Here is a 15,421-nt window from a genome sequence, read left to right as displayed (position 1 = left end):
ATGAGGCTCTTCACCCCCGAGGCCATGCGGGAGGCGGACCGGAAGGCCGTGAAGCGGGGCTACCCGAGCCTCCTTCTCATGGAGTGGGCGGGGATGAAGGCGGCGAGGGTCTACCTGGAGCTCTTCGGCAAGGCCCCCGCCCTCGTCCTCGCGGGCAAAGGAAATAACGGCGGGGACGGCCTCGTCCTCGCCCGCCACCTCCTCCTGGAGGGGGTAGGGGTGCGGGTCTATGCCGCAGGGGGCCAAACCGGGGACGCCCTCCTCGCCCTCCAGGCCCTCCTCGCCCACGGGGTGGAGGTAAGGCCCCTGGAGGAAGCTTCCTTCCGGGAGGGGGAGGTGGTGGTGGACGCCCTCTTCGGCACCGGTCTTAAAGGGCCCCTCACGGACTTTTACGCCGAACTCGTGGAGCGGGTGAACCGGGCAGGCCTCCCCGTCCTCGCCCTGGACCTCCCCTCGGGCCTCCCCTTTAGCCCCCACGTGCGGGCCACGGCCACCGTGGCCTTCGCCGCCCTCAAGACCCCTCACCTTTTCCAGAGGGAGGCCTGTGGGAAACTTTACCTGGCGGAGATCGGCCTGCCCAAGCCCCTCCTGGAAAGGGAGGACCTTCCCGAGGTGGCAAGTCCCGAGGCCCTAAGGCCCCTCCTCCCCAGGCGCCCCCTCACCGCCCACAAGGGGAGCGTGGGCCGGGTGGGGGTCCTGGGGGGGTATAAGGGGGAGGGCCTCCGCTACGCCGGGGCGCCCCTCCTCGCCGCCCTTGGGGCCTACCGCATGGGGGCGGGGCTCGTGCACCTGGTGGCGCCGGAGGGCACGCCTCTAGAGCCCCTCGAGGCCGTCTTCCACCCCGTCCCCTCCCCAACCCTTCCCCCCTCAAGGCGGAGGCCCTGGCCGTGGGGATGGGCGGGGGGCCCTGGGGGAGGGCGTGGGCCCTAAAGGCCCTGGAGGCCCGCCTTCCCACCGTCTTGGACGCGGACGCCCTCCACCCGGAGGTGGCCGAGGCCTACCGGAAGGCGGGCGTCCCCGCCGTCCTTACCCCCCACGCGGGGGAGGCGGGGAGGCTCCTTGGGGCTTCCCCCGAGGAAGTGGCCAAAGACCCTCTAACGGCGGCCCGGGCCCTCGCCGAGCGGACGGGCCTCGCCGTAGTCCTCAAGGGGAACCCCACGGTGGTGGCGGAAGGGGAAAGGCTTTCCGTGAACCCCACGGGAAACCCCGCCCTGGCCACGGGGGGGACGGGGGACGTGCTTTCAGGAGCCATCGCCGCCCTCTTGGCCGCGGGGCTTAGGCCTTTTGACGCGGCCAGGCTTGGGGTCTATCTCCACGGCCTCGCCGGGGACCTCCTGGCCGAGGAGAAGGGGGTGGGGCTCCTCGCCCGGGAGGTGGCGGAGGCCCTCCCCCGGGCAAGGAGGCTCCTCCAGGAGGGAAGGGTGTCCCCGGCCTTCTTCCCGCGGTAGCCTGGTATATTCGGGTGGGGTTTTGCCCGGCGCCATGGACCTCCCCCGCCTCTACGTTCCCGCCACCCTGGCCAACCTGGGCTCGGGCTTTGACGCCTTGGGGGTGGCCCTGGACCTCTACCTCGAGGTGGAGGCCCACCCCGCCCCGGAGGACGCCTTCCTCTACGAGGGGGAAGGCCACGTGGAAGGCACGGACAACCTGATCCACGAGGGGTACCGGGCCGGGATGCGGGCCCTGGGGCTGGAACCCCTCCCCTTGCGGGTGCGGGCCTTCAACCCCATCCCCCTGGCCCGGGGGATGGGGAGCTCCTCGGCCGCCCTGGTGGCGGGGGTGGCCCTGGCGGACCGCCTTTCCGGGGGGAGGCTTGGGCGGGAGGGGGTCTTCCGGGTGGCGGCGGGGCTGGAAGGCCATCCCGACAACGTGGCCCCGGCGGTCTACGGGGGGTTCGTGGCCGCCCTGAGCGAACCCCCCTTGGCCATCCCCCTGCCGAGGCCCGAAGGGGTGCGCTTCGTCCTGGCCGTCCCCCCCTACGAGGTCCCCACCCCCTTGGCCCGGGAGGCCTTGCCCCGGGAGGTGCCCCTGGAGGACGCCATCTACAACCTGGCAAGAAGCGCCCTCTGGCCCGCGGCGCTTTCCTCGGGGAGGCTCGAGGCCCTGAGGGAGGCCTGCCGCGACCGGCTCCACCAGCCCCACCGGGCCTGCCTCATGCCCGGGGTCCTGGAGGCGATAGAAGGCGCGCTAGAGGCCGGGGCCTTGGCGGCCTTCGTGGGCGGGGCGGGGCCCACCCTGGCCGCCCTGGCGCGCGCCGGGGAGGAAGCCCCCGTGATCCGGGCCCTCTCCGCCTACCGGGGCCCGGAAGGGCGCACGCTAGTATTGGGCATAGGGGAGGGATACTTTTGGAAGGAGAGCTGAAGGCCATCTCCCTGACCGAGGTCCTGGAGCTGGTCCACGCCCACAGGCGCTCCGGGGTCCTGGAAGTGCGCACGGGGCCCCTTCCCCTCACCCTCCGCTTCGCCCTGGGGGAGGTGGTGGGGGCGAGCATCCTGGACTGGGAAGGGCTGGACGCCCTCTTCGCCTTCCCCCTCCACCCGGAGGAGGGGGTCTTCCGCTTCGTGCCCACGAGGTCCCCGGAGGCGACCCAGGCCCTGATGCCCTTTTCCGTCCTCCTCGGGGAGTGGGCCCGGGTGAACGACGAGTGGGACCGGTTCCGCACCCTCATTGACTCCCCGAGCCGGGTCCTCGAGGCCATCCGCCCCGGGGAGCCCTACGGCGCCTTCCTCGGAGGAAAAAGCGTGCGGGCCGCGGCCAAGGCCTGGGGCGTTCCCCTCATCATCGCCATGGAGCGGGCCTACATGGGGGTGCGGGAAGGCGACCTCTACCCCCTCCGCCGCTACAGCTGGTTTGCCCTCCGCATCCGGCACGTGGGGAGGAAGACCAAGACCCTGGAGGAGTTCGGCCACCTCGCCGCCCTCCTGGACGGCTCCCGCAACCTGGGGGAGATCGTGGCCGAAGGGGTCCCCCTCGGCCTGGTGCGCCGCTACCTCATCCGGGCCCTGGCCAAGGAAGAGCTAACCCCCCCGGGACGGGGGTGGCTCCTCAGGGACCTGCTTTGGGAAGCCGAAAAGGAAGCCAAATAGCCTACTTCTTCTTCCGGGGCCGATACTTGCCGTAGGTGCCGCGCCAGATCTTGCCGCGCCGGGTCCTGCGGTCGCCCTTGCCCATACGCCCTCCTTAGGCGCTGAGGCCGCCGCCAATGAGGGGCGCCCCCGCGGCCTCGAGCAGCTGACGGACCTTGCGCATCAGCCGGGACTTCCTGCGGGCGGCGGCGTTCTTGTGCAGGGTGGAGCCCTTCGCCGCCTTGTCAATCAGGCTTTCGGCCTTGCGCATGATCTTCAGGGCCTCTTCCGCCTTGCCCTCCTGGGCCAGCTGGACGGCCTTCTTGCTGAGGGTCTTGATGGCCGACTTCTTGGCCTTGTTGCGGAGCCGGCGCTTCAGGGACTGCCGGTGCCGCTTAAGGGCGGAAAGGTTCCTCTTGGGCTTCTTCTGCGCCATCGTTCTCCCCTTTGGCCCCCCTCGGGGGCAAACCAGGGCCCAGTGTAGCACACCCTGCGCCTAAGGGGCAAACTTGGTGGTCACCCAGTCGTAGCGCACCTGGCCCTTAGCCCCCTGGAGCTCAAAGCGGAGAAGGTACGCCCCAGGGCTCACGCCGAAGCGCACCTCGTCCTGGAAAGCGCCGCCGTAGCTCCTCTCGCCCACCTTGCGGCCGTCCCGCAACAGGACGACCCTGAGCCTCCCCTCCTCCAGCCTCCCCGAGACCTTCACCTTCAAGGCGTCGTAGAGGCCCGTGACCCGGACGGGGTACTCCGCCTCCCCCGTGTACTTCCAGTAGAAGACGGGGAGGAAGGGGGGGTAGCCCACGGCCAGGCCGTACCGCTCGGCGTACCAGTAGAGGCCCAGGGCCGCCAGGGCCAAAAAGAGCAGGGTCCGCATTGGCCTAAGTATACTTGGCCACATGGCGGGCACCGGCCACACCCCGGAAGAGGCCCTGGCCCTCCTCAAGCGGGGGGCCGAGGAGATCATCCCCGAGGAAGAGCTTCTCGCCAAGCTCAAGGAGGGGCGGCCCCTCACGGTCAAGCTCGGAGCCGACCCCACGAGGCCCGACCTGCACCTGGGGCACGCGGTGGTCCTGAGAAAGATGCGCCAGTTCCAGGAGCTCGGCCACAAGGTGGTCCTCATCATCGGCGACTTCACCGGGATGATCGGGGACCCCTCGGGAAGAAGCAAGACCCGGCCCCCCCTCACCCTCGAGGAGACCCGGGAGAACGCCAAGACCTACGTGGAGCAGGCGGGGAAGATCCTCAGGCAGGAGCCCCACCTCTTTGAGCTCCGCTACAACTCCGAGTGGCTGGAGGGCCTCACCTTCAAGGAGGTGGTGCGCCTCACCTCCCTCATGACCGTGGCCCAGATGCTGGAAAGGGAGGACTTTAAAAAGCGGTACGAGGCGGGGATTCCCATCTCCCTGCACGAGCTTTTGTACCCCTTCGCCCAGGCCTACGACTCCGTGGCCATAAGGGCCGACGTGGAGATGGGGGGCACAGACCAGCGCTTCAACCTCCTGGTGGGCCGGGAAGTGCAACGGGCCTACGGGCAAAGCCCCCAGGTCTGCTTCCTCATGCCCCTTCTCGTGGGCCTTGACGGGCGGGAGAAGATGAGCAAGAGCCTGGACAACTACATCGGCCTCACCGAGCCCCCGGAGGCGATGTTCAAGAAGCTCATGCGGGTGCCGGACCCTCTCCTCCCGAGCTACTTCCGCCTCCTCACGGACCTGGAGGAGGAGGAGATAGAGGCCCTCCTGAAGGCGGGCCCCGTCCCCGCCCACCGGGTCCTCGCCCGCCTCCTCACCGCGGCCTACGCCCTGCCCCAGATCCCCCCCGGATAGACCGGGCCTTTTACGAAAGCCTCGGCTACGCCTGGGAGGCCTTCGGGCGGGACAAGGAGGCGGGCCCCGAGGAGGTGAGGAGGGCGGAAGCCCGCTACGACGAGGTGGCCAAAGGGGGAATCCCCGAGGAGATCCCCGAGGTCACCATCCCCGCCTCGGAGCTGAAGGAAGGCCGGATCTGGGTGGCGAGGCTTTTTACCTTAGCGGGCCTCACCCCCTCCAACGCCGAGGCGAGGAGGCTCATCCAGAACCGGGGCCTGAGGCTGGACGGGGAGGTCCTCACCGACCCCTTGCTCCAGGTGGACCTCTCCCGGCCCCGCATCCTGCAGCGGGGCAAGGACCGCTTCGTGCGGGTGCGGCTTTCGGACTGAAGCCACCCCTTCTTGGGGCCCCCGCCGAGGCGAAAGCCCCGGCGGGGTATTTAGCCCCCCTCCATGGGCCTTAGGGGCACCTCGTGCCCGGTGGCGTAGAGGGTCTCCCCTTCCGCCTCGAGGCGAAGCCTCGGCAGGGGAAAGCGGGGCGGGCCGTACACCGCCTTTCCCCCAAGCAAGGGGTCAAAGGCCCCGAAGTGGCAGGGACAGCCCAAAAAAGGCCTCTCGTAGCGGAAGTTGTAGAGGAGGGAGGCCGCCTCGGGGTCGGGGACGAAGTTCACCGTGCACCCCTGGTGGGTGCAGATGCGGCTTAAGGCCAGGTAGTGCTCCTCCCCCAGGGAAAGCCCCCCAGGGGCGGGCTCGGGAAGGCGGAGGAGGAAGGCCTTGAGCTCCCCCAGGGGAAGGGGGTAGGCGAAGGGTTTCGCCTCCCAGACCCCAAGCTCCCCAAGGTGGGCCACGGCCACCTTGGGGCCCTCCTTCCAGGTGGGCTTTCCCGCCTCGGGCCGGGGGCGGAAGCGGAGGTTGTAGGTGCGCACCCCGAACCAGGCGAAAAACCCCCGGCCACCGCCACGGGCAGGTAGAAGAAGAGGTCGCGCCGCTTCATGGCTAGAGGCTTCCCAGGTAGTCCAGGAGGGCCTTAAGCTCCTCCTCGGAAAGGGGAACGGCGGGCATCGTCCCCCGACCCTGGAGGACGATCTCCCGCACCGCTTCTGAAGCCTTGAGGATGGGGTTTCCCTTAAGCCTTGGGCCCACGCCCCCTTCCCCCTCGAGGCCGTGGCAGGCGGCGCAGCGAGCCTCGTAGACGCTCCTCCCGTCCTTCCCCCCTTGGGCTTGGGCTTTGGCCATGGCGATGAGGGCCTCCACCCGCTCCCTGGCCTCGCCCCCGGCCTCCAGGTACTTCTCCCAGGCGGCGACGGCCTCCGGCATCTGGCCCTTTTGGAAGTAGAGGTTCCCCAGGAAGAGCCAGCCCTCGGCGGCCTGGGGGTCAGCGTGCTGGGCGATCTCCAAGAACATCTGGGCCTCCTCCAGGCGTCCCCCCATGAAGAGGAGAATCCCCACCCGCCGCACCGCCTCCACGTTCCTGGGGTCCTTCTTGAGGACCTCCAGATAGGCCTCGGCGGCCTGGTCAAAGGCCTGGAGCTCGTAGGCCTTCCGCCCCCAGGCGAGGAGGTCCTCCACCGCCCCCGTGCGCCTGGCCTTCTCGGAAAGGGCCTTGAGCTCCCGGGCCTCCTGGCGCTGGGTCACCGTGGTCTCCCCGGGAAGGCGGGGCAGGGTGTAGCGCCAAAGGCCCACCCCGAGGAGGACCACCGCCCCCAGGACCAGGGCCACGGGGAGGGGGTTAAAGGCCCTGGGCTCGGGGGGCGCCAGCCCTCCAGGGCCCGCTCCAGCTCCACCATGCGGGCCAAGGCCAGCTTCTTCTCCTCCCCCTCGAGGGCCCCCACCTCCTCCCGGAGGACGGTCAGCTCCCGCAACAGCTCCTCCCGCCGAGGCGGCTCGGGGAAGGGGTCTTTTGGCCCGAAGAGGGGCCTTAAGGCCAGGTAGAGGCCAAGGAGGAGGAAGAGCAGGAAAAAGAGGGTCGCCATCATGCCGGAGGCTCCTTCAGGCGGCGCTCTGCCTCCTCCAGAAGCTCAGGGGGCAGGGCGCGCCGCGGACGGAAGTAGGCAAAGAGGCCCAAGGCCAAAAGCAAAAGCCCGGCCACGGGCAGGAGCCAGACCCCAAGGGTAAGGCCCTGCCGGGGGGCTCGTAGAGGATCCACTCCCCGTAGCGCTCCACGAAGAAGGCCTTGATCTCCGCCTCCGTCTTGCCTTCCTGAAGCATCTCTGCGATGATGCGGCGCATCTCCACCGCCACCCCCGAGTTGCTCTCCGCCGCCGACTCCCCCTGGCAGACGGGGCAGCGGAGCTCCCGGGCGATGCGGAAGACCTCCGGGGGAAGGTCTGGAGGCGGTGCTTCCTGGGCCAAGGCGGGAAGAAGAAAGGCCATAAGCAGAACAACCCACCTCATCGCAAGGCCTCCTCTAGGTAACGGGAAAGGGTGGCCTCGTCAATAGCCCCGGCGTGCCGGGCGAGGACCCGGCCCTCCCGGTCAATGAAAAAGGTCTCGGGCACCCCGTACATCCCGTAGTCCACCCCCACCCGGCCCCGGGGATCGTAAACCTGGGGGAAGGTGAGGCCGAACTGGGCGATGAACCTCAGGGCTTCGGGCTCCTTGTCCTGGGTATTCACCCCCACAAAGAGCACCCGGTCCTGGTAGCGGCGCCAGAAGGCCTCGAGGACCGGGGCCTCCTCGTAGCAGGCGGGGTAGCACCAGCTGGCCCAGAAGTTGAGCACGATGGGCCGCTTCCCCAAGTACTCCGAAAGGCGCAAGGTCTCCCCCCAGGCCTCCCGGTAAGGGGGAAGGAGGGGCAGGGTGAAGTCGGGGGCTGGACGGCGCTCCTTGGCCAGCACCGAGGGGAGCTCCCGGGGGTTGCGCTGCATCCCCCACCAGAAAAGGCCCCCAAGGGCCAGGACCAGGAGGAGCCAGAGCCACCCCCTCACGCCGGGCTCACCCCCCTAGCCTCCTCGGCCCGCGCTGCAGGCCAGAGGATGTAAAGGGTGCCCAGGGCCATAAGCCCCCCCGCCACCCACATCCAGAAGACCAAGGGGGTGACGATGAGCCTTAAGGAGGCCCACTCCCCCTTTTCCCGGTCAAAGTCCATGAGGAGGAAGTAGTAGTCGTTCCCCGGGGTGTAAATGACCTTGGGGGCGGGGAGGGGGCTATTCATCTGGGGGTAGAAGTGGAGCCTGGGCCGCACCTCCCCGAAGCGGTCCGTGCGCAAAAGGGCCTCCACGGCGAAACGGCGCCCCTCGTCCAGGGCCCGCACCCCCTGGAAGGTCATGCGCACCCCCCCCACCTCCCAGGTCTGACCTTGGTAAAGGGTCTTCTCGCTCTCCAAGCGGTAGGTCTGGCTAAAGGCGATGCCCAGGCCCATGAGGGCTACCCCAAGGTGCACCACCAGGCTCCCCACCCGCCGGCGGTTCTGCAAAAAGCCCCAGGGGGAAAGCCCCGCCGCCTTCCGCCCCAGCACCCCCTCCCGCACCAGAAGAAGGATGGCCGCCAGGTTGTAGAGGAAAAGGCCCACCGCCAGGGAAGCCCCCAGGGTGTACCCCAGGAGGAGGCCCAGAAGGGTCCCCCCGGCCAGGACCGCCAGAAGGAGGTAGAGGTTGCGGAACACCTCCGCCCGGGGCCGCCGCCAGGGGAGGATAGGCCCCACCCCCATGAGGAACAGGATCCCCGCCCCGATGGGGGCGGAGATCTGGTTGAAGAAAGGGGCCCCCACGCTCACCTTGGCCCCGGCGAAGGCCTCCACCAACAGGGGGTAGAAGGTGCCCAGCAGGACCACCAGGGCCCAGCCCGCGAAAAAGAAGGCCCCCAGGAGCAAGGCCCCCTCCCGGGAAAGGGGCCGGAAGACGGCGGCGTCCCGCACCTCCCGGCTCACCCGGGAGAGGAGGCCCAGGCCCAAGGCGGTGGAGAGGAGGAAGAAGCCCAGGAAGGCCGGCCCCACCGGCCCCTCGGCGAAGGCGTGGACCGACTGGATCACCCCGCTTCGGGTGAGGAAGGTGCCGAGGACCGTGGCGGCGAAGGCCAGGGTGACGAAGGCGAAGTTCCAGGCCTTAAAGGCCCCCCGGGTCTGCTGCACGACGGCGGTGTGCAAAAAGGCGGTGGCCAGGAGCCAAGGGATGAAGCTGGCGTTCTCCACCGGGTCCCAGGCCCAGTACCCGCCCCAGCCCAGCACCTCGTAGCTCCACCACATGCCCGCCACCTTGCCCGCGGTGAGGAAGCCCCAGGCGATGAGGGCCCACCACCTGGTCTCCTCCACCCAGGTCTGGTAGCGCCGCACGGCCATGGCCGCCACGGCATAGGCGTAGGGCACGCTCAGGCCCACGAAGCCCAGGTACATGAGGACCGGGTGGACGGCCATCATCCAGTGGTTCTGGAGAAGGGGGTTCGGGCCCACGCCGTCGGGAGGCGGGTCGGGCAGGGTCTCAAAGGGGCTTGCGATGGTGGCCATGACCCCGAAGAAGAAGACCTGGATGCCAAAAAGCACCGCCAACACCAAGGAGGCCCGCCAGGGGTCCAAGGGCTTGCGGACGGCCAGGAAGGTGTAGAGGGTCTGGAGCAGGCCCCAAAGGAGGATGCTCCCCTCGAGGGCCGCCCAAGGCGTCACCAGGGTCACCCAGAGGGGGTCCTTGGTGGAGTGGTTCCTCGCCACATAGGCCAAGGAGAAGTCGTGGGTGAGGAGGGCCCACTCCAAGGCGAGGAAGGCAGCCGAGGCGGCGAGGAAAGCGGGCAGGACCAAGCTTTTTGCCCCCTTGAGGAAGCGCCCGTCCCCCTGGAGGTAGGCGAGGAGGGCGAGGCCCAGGCCCAGGAGGCTAAAGGCCAGGGTGAGGCTTACGCCTAGATTGCCGAGAAGGGCCGGGGTCATTGGGCCTCCTCAATGAGCTTGCGCACCTCCTCGGGGGTCCAGCCTTCCTTGGGGGGCTGGTAGGTCTCCGAGTGCTTCACCAAGAGGTTGGTGCCCTGGAAGACCCCCTCCTGGAAGCGGCCCTCCACCACCACCCCTTGCCCCTCCTTGAACATCCCTGGCGGGGTGCCCTTGTGGAGGACGGGCACCTCCGCCACCCCGTCCGTGAGGACGAAGCGGAGCTCCAGGCGGTCCTTGTCGTACTGGACGGTTCCGGGCTTCACCAGCCCCCCGAGGCGCACGGGGCGGTTCTGGTACCTGGCCTGGTCCTGGAGGTACTCCGAAGGGGTGAGGAAGTAGACCAGGTTCCGCCCAAGCCCCCCGAAGACCATGTACCCCAAAGCGCCCAGGATGACCAGAATACCGAGGAGGTACTTCCCCTTCACCGCGCCCTCCCGTACCGCCAGAAGAGGTAGGCCAGGTAGCCGAAGACGGCGAGGTAGGTGAGGACGTAGACCCAGGTGACGAAGACCCCCATCACGCCTCCTCCTTCGCTTCCTCCAGGACCGCCACCAGGCCGCGGAAGCGGACGAAGCCCAGGTACAGAAGCGTGAAGACGGCCAGGTGGAAGAGGAGGACCTGGAGCATCTCCGGGGCCATGTGGATCTTGCCCGTGGTGAGGTCAATGGACTGGGTCTGGTGCAGGCTCCGCCACCACTTGACCGACATGTAGCTTATGGGCACGTTGAGGAAGCCCAAAACGCCCACGGCCGCCGCCGCCTTGCGGCGAAGCTCGGGGTCCTCAATGGCCCCCCGCAGGAGGAAGTAGCCCACGTAAACGGCGAAGAGGATGGCCGTGGTGGTGAGCCTAGGCTCCCAGGTCCAGTAGACCCCCCAGGTGGGCCTGGCCCAGAGCATCCCCGTCACCAGGGCGAGGCCCATGAAGACGAGGCCGATCTCGGCGCTGGCGGCGGCGACCCGGTCGTGCCGCGGGTCCTGGCGGAAGAGGTAGAGGAGGGAGTAGAGGAAGGTGACAAAAAAGGCCAGGTACCCCACCCAGGCGGTGGGAACGTGCAGGTACATGATCCGGACCAAATACCCCTGGTTGGCGTCCGGGGGCGCGGCGAGGGCGAGGTAGAGCCCCAGGGGTAGGAGCAACACCCCAAACCCCAGGAAGGCCCAGGTGAGGCCGTCGGGGCGGGAAAGAGGCGCGGTCTTCTGCATCGGTCAAACCTCCTTCAGCACCTAGGATAGCCGAGGGAAAGTGAAGTTTCTGTAAACCCCCCTACCCCTCCATGACCAGGGGGAAGAGGAGGGCGCTCGCGGTGACGTAGACCAGGTCAAAGACGAGGAGCAGCTGCCACCAAGGGGCCACCTCCCCCAAGGGAAGCCCCTCGGCGACCCCCGCCGTGGCCCGCACCGAGGCCAGGACCACGGGGACCACCAGGGAGAAGAGGAGAAGGGGAAGCAGGACCTCCCGCCCCCTCAGGCGGCTCAAAAGCCCGGCGTAGAAGGTGGCCACGCTGGCGTAGCCCAGGCTTCCCAGGGCGAGGGTGAGGAAGAGGGCCCCCCGCGTTCCAAGGGCACGTGGAAGAACCCCGCGGCCCCAAAGAGGGCGAGGAGGGCCAAGGGCAAAAGGACGAGGAGCTGGAAGAGGAGCTTGCCGAAGTAGACCCACTCCTTGCTCCCCGGAACGAGAAGGAGGTCGTCTAGCGTCCCCTCCTCCGTCTCCCGGCCGAAGGCCCGGGTGGCGAGGAGGGTGGAGAGGAAGGCCAGGGCCACCCAGAGGACCCCGGGGGCCGCCCGGCGGAGCGCCCCCTCCTCCGGGCCCAGGGCCAGGGCCATGACGAAGAGGTTGACGAAGAGAAAGGCCAGGGCCGAGAGGACCCCGAGGCGGTCCCGGACCTCGAGGCGGAGGTCCCTAAGGGCCAAAAGCCAGACCCGCCTCACGCCGCCCCCAGCCACACCGCCCGGTCGGCCACCGCCTCGGCCAGGGCCCGGTCGTGGGTGGCGAGGACCACCCCGGCGCCCTTCCGGGCCTCCTCCAAGACCTCCAGAAGGAGCCTCCGTCCCTCCTGGTCCAAGGCCGTTTCCGGCTCGTCCAAAAGCCAGAGGTCGGGCCTCAGGAGGAGGAGGCGGGCGAGGGCGAGGCGCTTCTTCATCCCGCTGGAGAAGGCGGCGAGGGGAAGGTCTGGGGGGAGGGCGAAGCGGGCCAAGGCCGCCTCCCAGTCCCCTTGCGCCCCGTGGAAGCCCAGGTCAAAGAGGAGGTGCTCCCGGGCGGTGAGGTGGCGGTGGAAGGCCGGGGGGTTGGGGAGGAAGAGGGGCCTTCCCCTTCGCTCCACCCGGCCCCGGGTGGGCCTTACAAGCCCCGCCATGAGGCGGAGGAGGGTGGTCTTGCCCGAGCCGTTCGGGCCCAAGAGGGCCACCACCTCTCCCCGCTTTAGGGCAAGGCTCAGATCGCGGAGGACCCAGTCGCGGCCAAAGCGCTTGGAAACGGCCTCGAGGCGCAAGAGCATGCCTTCACCAGTCTAGGCGAAGCCTCCGGGGACAAAGGTCCTAGAGGTACCTCTGGAGCCACTCGGGAGTGATCCGCAGGAAGAAGGTGTTGAGGGCCGTGAAGGTGCCGGTGAAGAGCAGAACCCCCACGAGGACCAGGACCACGCCCGCAAGGACCTCCACGTAGTGGGAGATCCGGCCGGCGCGCCTAAGCCACCCCTTGATCCGGTCGGCGAAGAGGGCCACCACGAAGAAGGGCACGGCGAGGCCCAGGATGTAGGCCAGGAGGAACCCCACCCCGCCCCCCACGGCGGTGAGGGTCAGGATGGCCCCGAGGATCGGGCCGATGCACGGGGTCCAGCCTAGGGCCAGGGTGGCCCCAAGGAGGAAGGCCCCCAAGGGGCGGGAGGTCTCCCCCTCGTACCGGAGGGAAACCCCCCACCTGGGCCTCAGGCCCAGCAGGTAGAGGCCGAAGAGGACGAGGACCACCCCCCCGATGCGCGCCAGGGTCTGGCGGTGTTCAAAGAGGAGCCCCCCGAGGAGGGTGAAGGGTAGGCCGAGGAGGAAGAAGACCGCCCCAAAGCCCAGGATGAAGAAGAGGGCGTTGAAGAGGGGGCGCCCTCGCTCTCCCCCCAGGTAGAAGAGGTAGGTGGGAACGAGGGGGAGCACGCAAGGGGAGAGAAAGGAGAGCACCCCCGCCAAAAAGGCCGCCGTCAGGGAAAGGGTCATACCTCCATCCTAGGGCAGGGTGAGCCAGTGGAAGCGGCGCCGGGTTTCGGGGTCCAACTCCAAAAGCTCCCGGGCGGGCATCCGGATCTGGGGGAGGGTCTTCTGGTTCACGGGGGTGCCGGCGTCAATGATCCCGTTCATGTAGAGGAGGAAGGCCATAAGGTGGTAGACTTCCTCGTCCGTAAGCGTCCCCCCCTGGCCGAAGGGCATGGCCCGGCGGATGTAGTCAAAAAGCGTGGTGGCGTAGGGCCAGTAGTTGCCGATGGCCTTCTCCACGGGCTCCGTGTCCGGGGTGGTGGAGAGGCCAAGGCCCAGGGTAAGGCCCTTAAGGCCAGGTTAACCCTTTTCCCTTGACGCCACTCCGCAGGGGCCTCTACCCTATACCCTGGAGGGTAAAGATGAAGCGGATGCTTATGACTCTCTGCCTGCTCGGCGGCCTAGCCCTGGCCCAGACGGACGGCGCCAAGCTCTACCAGCAGTGCGCGGGGTGCCACCAGGCGAACGGGCAGGGCATCCCCGGGGCCTTCCCGCCCCTGGCCGGGCATGTGGCGGAGATCCTCGCCAAGGAAGGCGGTAGGGAGTACCTCATCCTGGTCCTTCTCTACGGCCTCCAGGGCCAGATTGAGGTCAAGGGCGTGAAGTACAACGGCGTCATGCCCTCCTTCGCCCAGCTCAAGGACGAGGAGATCGCCGCCGTCCTCAACCACATCGCCACCGCCTGGGGCGACGCCAAGAAGGTCAAGGGCTTCAAGCCCTTCACCGCCAAGGAGGTGAAGAAGCTCCGGGCCAAGAAGCTCACCCCCCAGCAGGTTCTGGAAGAGCGGAAGAAGCTCGGCCTGAATTAACCCCACCCCATGCTGGCCCAGGCCGGCGTGGGGACCCCGGTAAAGGGGCCTGGGCGCTTCCCCGGGCCCTTCCGGTTTAATGGGAGGGTGCTGGAGCTTTCCCTGGAAAAGGCCTTCCCCGGGTTCCGCCTCTCCGTGGCCCTCTCCGTGGCCGAGGGCGAGACCCTGGCCCTCCTCGGACCCTCGGGAAGCGGGAAGAGCACCCTGCTCAGGCTCGTGGCCGGGCTCCTTAAGCCCGATAGGGGCTTCGTGCGCTTCCTGGGCGAGGACCTCACCCCCCTTCCCCCGGAAAGGCGGAAGGTGGGCTTCCTCTTCCAGGACTACGCCCTCTTCCCCCACCTCACCGTGGAGGAAAACGTCGCCTTCGGCCTTGTGGAGGCCCGCTGGCCAAGGGAGGCGAGAGAGGGGCGGGTGCGGGAGCTCCTCAAGCGCATGGAGCTCACCCCTCTCGCCAGGAAGCGCCCCCAGGAGCTTTCCGGGGGCGAGCAACAGAGGGTGGCCCTGGCCCGGGCCCTGGCCCCTAGGCCCAGGCTCCTCCTCCTGGACGAGCCCTTAGGGGCCCTGGACCTGAGGCTTCGGGAAGAGCTCCTCTTCTTCCTGCGCCGCACGCTCAAGGAGGAAGGGGTCACCACCCTCCTCGTGACCCACGACCAGGGGGAGGCCTTCCTCCTCGCCCACCGGGTGGCCCTTCTGCGGGAGGGGCGCCTGGTCCAGGTGGGCCGGCCCGAGGAGGTCTACGCCCGCCCCAAGGACACCTGGACCGCCCGCTTCCTGGGGCACAAGAACCTTCTCTCCCCCAAAGAAAGCGAGGCCCTAGGGCTTCCCCCAAAAGCCCACCTCCTTCCCCCAAGGCCCTCGCCCTCGGAGGGAGCCTGGAAGGGGTGGTGGAGGAGCGGCTTTTCTTCGGGCCCCGGGTGGGGCTATGGGTGCGGGTAGGGGGGGTCAGGCTCTACCTCGAGGCCCCCGAGGGCCCGGAAGAAGGCGCCCCCCTAGCCCTCCGCCTGGACCCCGCCCAGGCGGTACCCTTGGAGGGATGAGGCGCTTCGCCCTCCTCCTGGGCGGCCCCCTCCTGGCCACGGAGGCCTTGAAGGAAAGGCTTAAGGGCTACCGCCTCCTGGCAGCGGACTCTGGGGGGCGGCACGCCCTCGCCTTGGGGCTTACCCCGGAGCTTTGGCTCGGGGACTTTGACTCAAGCCCCCCCTGGCTCCAGGAGGCCCTCCCCGCGCCCAAGGAGGTCCTTCCCCGGGAAAAGGACCTCACGGACGGGGAGGCCCTCCTGCGGAAGGCCCTGGAGATGGGTGCGGAAGAGGTGCTCCTTTTGGGCGCCTTGGGAGGGCGGCTGGACCACACCCTGGTCCACCTGGAACTCGCCTTCCTCCTTGTGGCGAAGGGGGTGCGGGCGGAGCTCACGGACGGGCTCGCCCGGGCCTTCCCCCTCCTTCCCGGCCTCCACGCCTTTCCCCTAAAACCCGGCACCCCCTTCAGCCTCCTCCCCTTCCCCGAGGCCACCCTAGGGGTGGAGGGGGCCCGGTGGGACCTTCCCCCCACGGCCCTAAAAGCCACCAGCCGCACCCTGGAAAACGAGGCCCTGGGGCCCATACAGGTGCGGATAGAAGCGGGGCGGGCCCTCTTCTACCTCTTCTAGGCG

The 15,421-nt window shown here is 68.8% G+C and carries 13 protein-coding genes and 8 pseudogenes; 7 read left to right on the top strand and 14 right to left on the bottom strand.

The features are described 5' to 3' along the window. The 3 genes and pseudogenes from AV541_RS03760 (at position 1) to AV541_RS03750 (ending at position 3,086) form a co-directional block, all read left to right on the top strand. Positions 1-1,448, top strand: a pseudogene (locus AV541_RS03760) (NAD(P)H-hydrate dehydratase). 34 nt (positions 1,449-1,482) lie between these two features. Continuing rightward, the gene (gene thrB / locus AV541_RS03755; RefSeq protein WP_060384265.1) at positions 1,483-2,361 is read left to right on the top strand and encodes a homoserine kinase; all 879 of its coding nucleotides are present in this window, start codon (positions 1,483-1,485) and stop codon (positions 2,359-2,361) included. After that, entirely contained in the window at positions 2,346-3,086 is a 741-nt protein-coding gene (locus AV541_RS03750) for a DUF4388 domain-containing protein (protein WP_060384264.1), read from the top strand. The genes thrB and AV541_RS03750 overlap by 16 nt, the downstream gene beginning before the upstream one ends. A gap of 1 nt (position 3,087) precedes the next feature. Here the strand turns inward: AV541_RS03750 and AV541_RS03745 are convergent, their stop codons facing one another. From AV541_RS03745 to AV541_RS03735, 3 genes are read right to left on the bottom strand one after another with little or no spacing between them, the layout of a single operon-like run. Continuing rightward, positions 3,088-3,171, bottom strand: coding sequence for a 30S ribosomal protein THX (locus AV541_RS03745; protein WP_008632889.1), 84 nt, complete (start codon positions 3,169-3,171; stop codon positions 3,088-3,090). Positions 3,172-3,180: 9 nt separating this feature from the next. Next, entirely contained in the window at positions 3,181-3,501 is a 321-nt protein-coding gene (gene rpsT / locus AV541_RS03740; protein ID WP_008632893.1) for a 30S ribosomal protein S20, read from the bottom strand. A 60-nt stretch (positions 3,502-3,561) separates the two neighbouring features. Next, positions 3,562-3,939, bottom strand: coding sequence for a hypothetical protein (locus AV541_RS03735; protein WP_014629282.1), 378 nt, complete (start codon positions 3,937-3,939; stop codon positions 3,562-3,564). 22 nt (positions 3,940-3,961) lie between these two features. Between AV541_RS03735 and tyrS the strand changes: the two are divergent. After that, positions 3,962-5,259, top strand: a pseudogene (gene tyrS, locus AV541_RS03730) (tyrosine--tRNA ligase). A 50-nt stretch (positions 5,260-5,309) separates the two neighbouring features. Here tyrS and AV541_RS03725 read toward each other — a convergent pair. The 11 genes and pseudogenes from AV541_RS03725 to AV541_RS03675 form a co-directional block, all read right to left on the bottom strand. Further along, a pseudogene (locus AV541_RS03725) lies at positions 5,310-5,863 on the bottom strand (Rieske 2Fe-2S domain-containing protein). A 2-nt stretch (positions 5,864-5,865) separates the two neighbouring features. Next, positions 5,866-6,845, bottom strand: a pseudogene (locus AV541_RS13025) (c-type cytochrome). Further along, positions 6,842-7,263, bottom strand: a pseudogene (locus AV541_RS03715) (cytochrome c-type biogenesis protein). The pseudogenes AV541_RS13025 and AV541_RS03715 overlap by 4 nt, the downstream one beginning before the upstream one ends. Beyond that, positions 7,260-7,796 carry a TlpA family protein disulfide reductase gene (locus tag AV541_RS03710; protein ID WP_008632901.1) on the bottom strand — a complete coding sequence of 179 codons (537 nt, stop codon included), beginning with the start codon at positions 7,794-7,796 and terminating at the stop codon, positions 7,260-7,262. The pseudogene AV541_RS03715 and the gene AV541_RS03710 overlap by 4 nt, the downstream one beginning before the upstream one ends. Next, entirely contained in the window at positions 7,793-9,724 is a 1,932-nt protein-coding gene (locus AV541_RS03705; protein WP_060384263.1) for a heme lyase CcmF/NrfE family subunit, read from the bottom strand. Before AV541_RS03705 ends, AV541_RS03710 begins: the two co-directional genes overlap by 4 nt. After that, entirely contained in the window at positions 9,721-10,149 is a 429-nt protein-coding gene (gene ccmE, locus AV541_RS03700) for a cytochrome c maturation protein CcmE (protein ID WP_011173456.1), read from the bottom strand. The genes AV541_RS03705 and ccmE overlap by 4 nt, the downstream gene beginning before the upstream one ends. A 91-nt stretch (positions 10,150-10,240) precedes the next feature. Beyond that, positions 10,241-10,927 (bottom strand): cytochrome c biogenesis protein CcsA, encoded by a 687-nt coding sequence (gene ccsA, locus AV541_RS03695; RefSeq protein ID WP_060384262.1) that lies wholly within the window; start codon positions 10,925-10,927, stop codon positions 10,241-10,243. Between the two features lie 61 nt (positions 10,928-10,988). Next, positions 10,989-11,653, bottom strand: a pseudogene (locus AV541_RS03690) (heme exporter protein CcmB). Next, positions 11,650-12,219: an ABC transporter ATP-binding protein gene (locus AV541_RS03685; RefSeq protein WP_008632905.1), complete on the bottom strand. Its 570-nt coding sequence runs from the start codon at positions 12,217-12,219 to the stop codon at positions 11,650-11,652. Before AV541_RS03685 ends, AV541_RS03690 begins: the two are co-directional and overlap by 4 nt. A 40-nt stretch (positions 12,220-12,259) precedes the next feature. Continuing rightward, positions 12,260-12,928: a cytochrome c biogenesis protein CcdA gene (gene ccdA, locus AV541_RS03680; RefSeq protein WP_060384261.1), complete on the bottom strand. Its 669-nt coding sequence runs from the start codon at positions 12,926-12,928 to the stop codon at positions 12,260-12,262. A gap of 9 nt (positions 12,929-12,937) precedes the next feature. Further along, positions 12,938-13,222 (bottom strand): annotated as a pseudogene (locus tag AV541_RS03675) (c-type cytochrome); the annotation flags it as partial. A 104-nt stretch (positions 13,223-13,326) separates the two neighbouring features. On the opposite strand from AV541_RS03675, the gene cycA reads away from it, so the two are divergent. The 3 genes and pseudogenes from cycA (at position 13,327) to AV541_RS03660 (ending at position 15,418) form a co-directional block, all read left to right on the top strand. Next, on the top strand, positions 13,327-13,773 hold the full coding sequence (gene cycA / locus AV541_RS03670; protein WP_008632909.1) for a cytochrome C-552: 447 nt from the start codon (positions 13,327-13,329) through the stop codon (positions 13,771-13,773). A gap of 87 nt (positions 13,774-13,860) precedes the next feature. After that, a pseudogene (locus AV541_RS03665) lies at positions 13,861-14,810 on the top strand (ABC transporter ATP-binding protein). Continuing rightward, positions 14,807-15,418, top strand: coding sequence for a thiamine diphosphokinase (locus tag AV541_RS03660; RefSeq protein ID WP_008632912.1), 612 nt, complete (start codon positions 14,807-14,809; stop codon positions 15,416-15,418). Before AV541_RS03665 ends, AV541_RS03660 begins: the two are co-directional and overlap by 4 nt. The last annotated feature ends 3 nt before the right edge of the window (positions 15,419-15,421 follow it).

The sequence above is a fragment of the Thermus parvatiensis genome, assembly GCF_001535545.1.
Classification (GTDB): domain Bacteria; phylum Deinococcota; class Deinococci; order Deinococcales; family Thermaceae; genus Thermus; species Thermus parvatiensis.
This window is presented reverse-complemented; position numbering and strand designations above follow the sequence as displayed.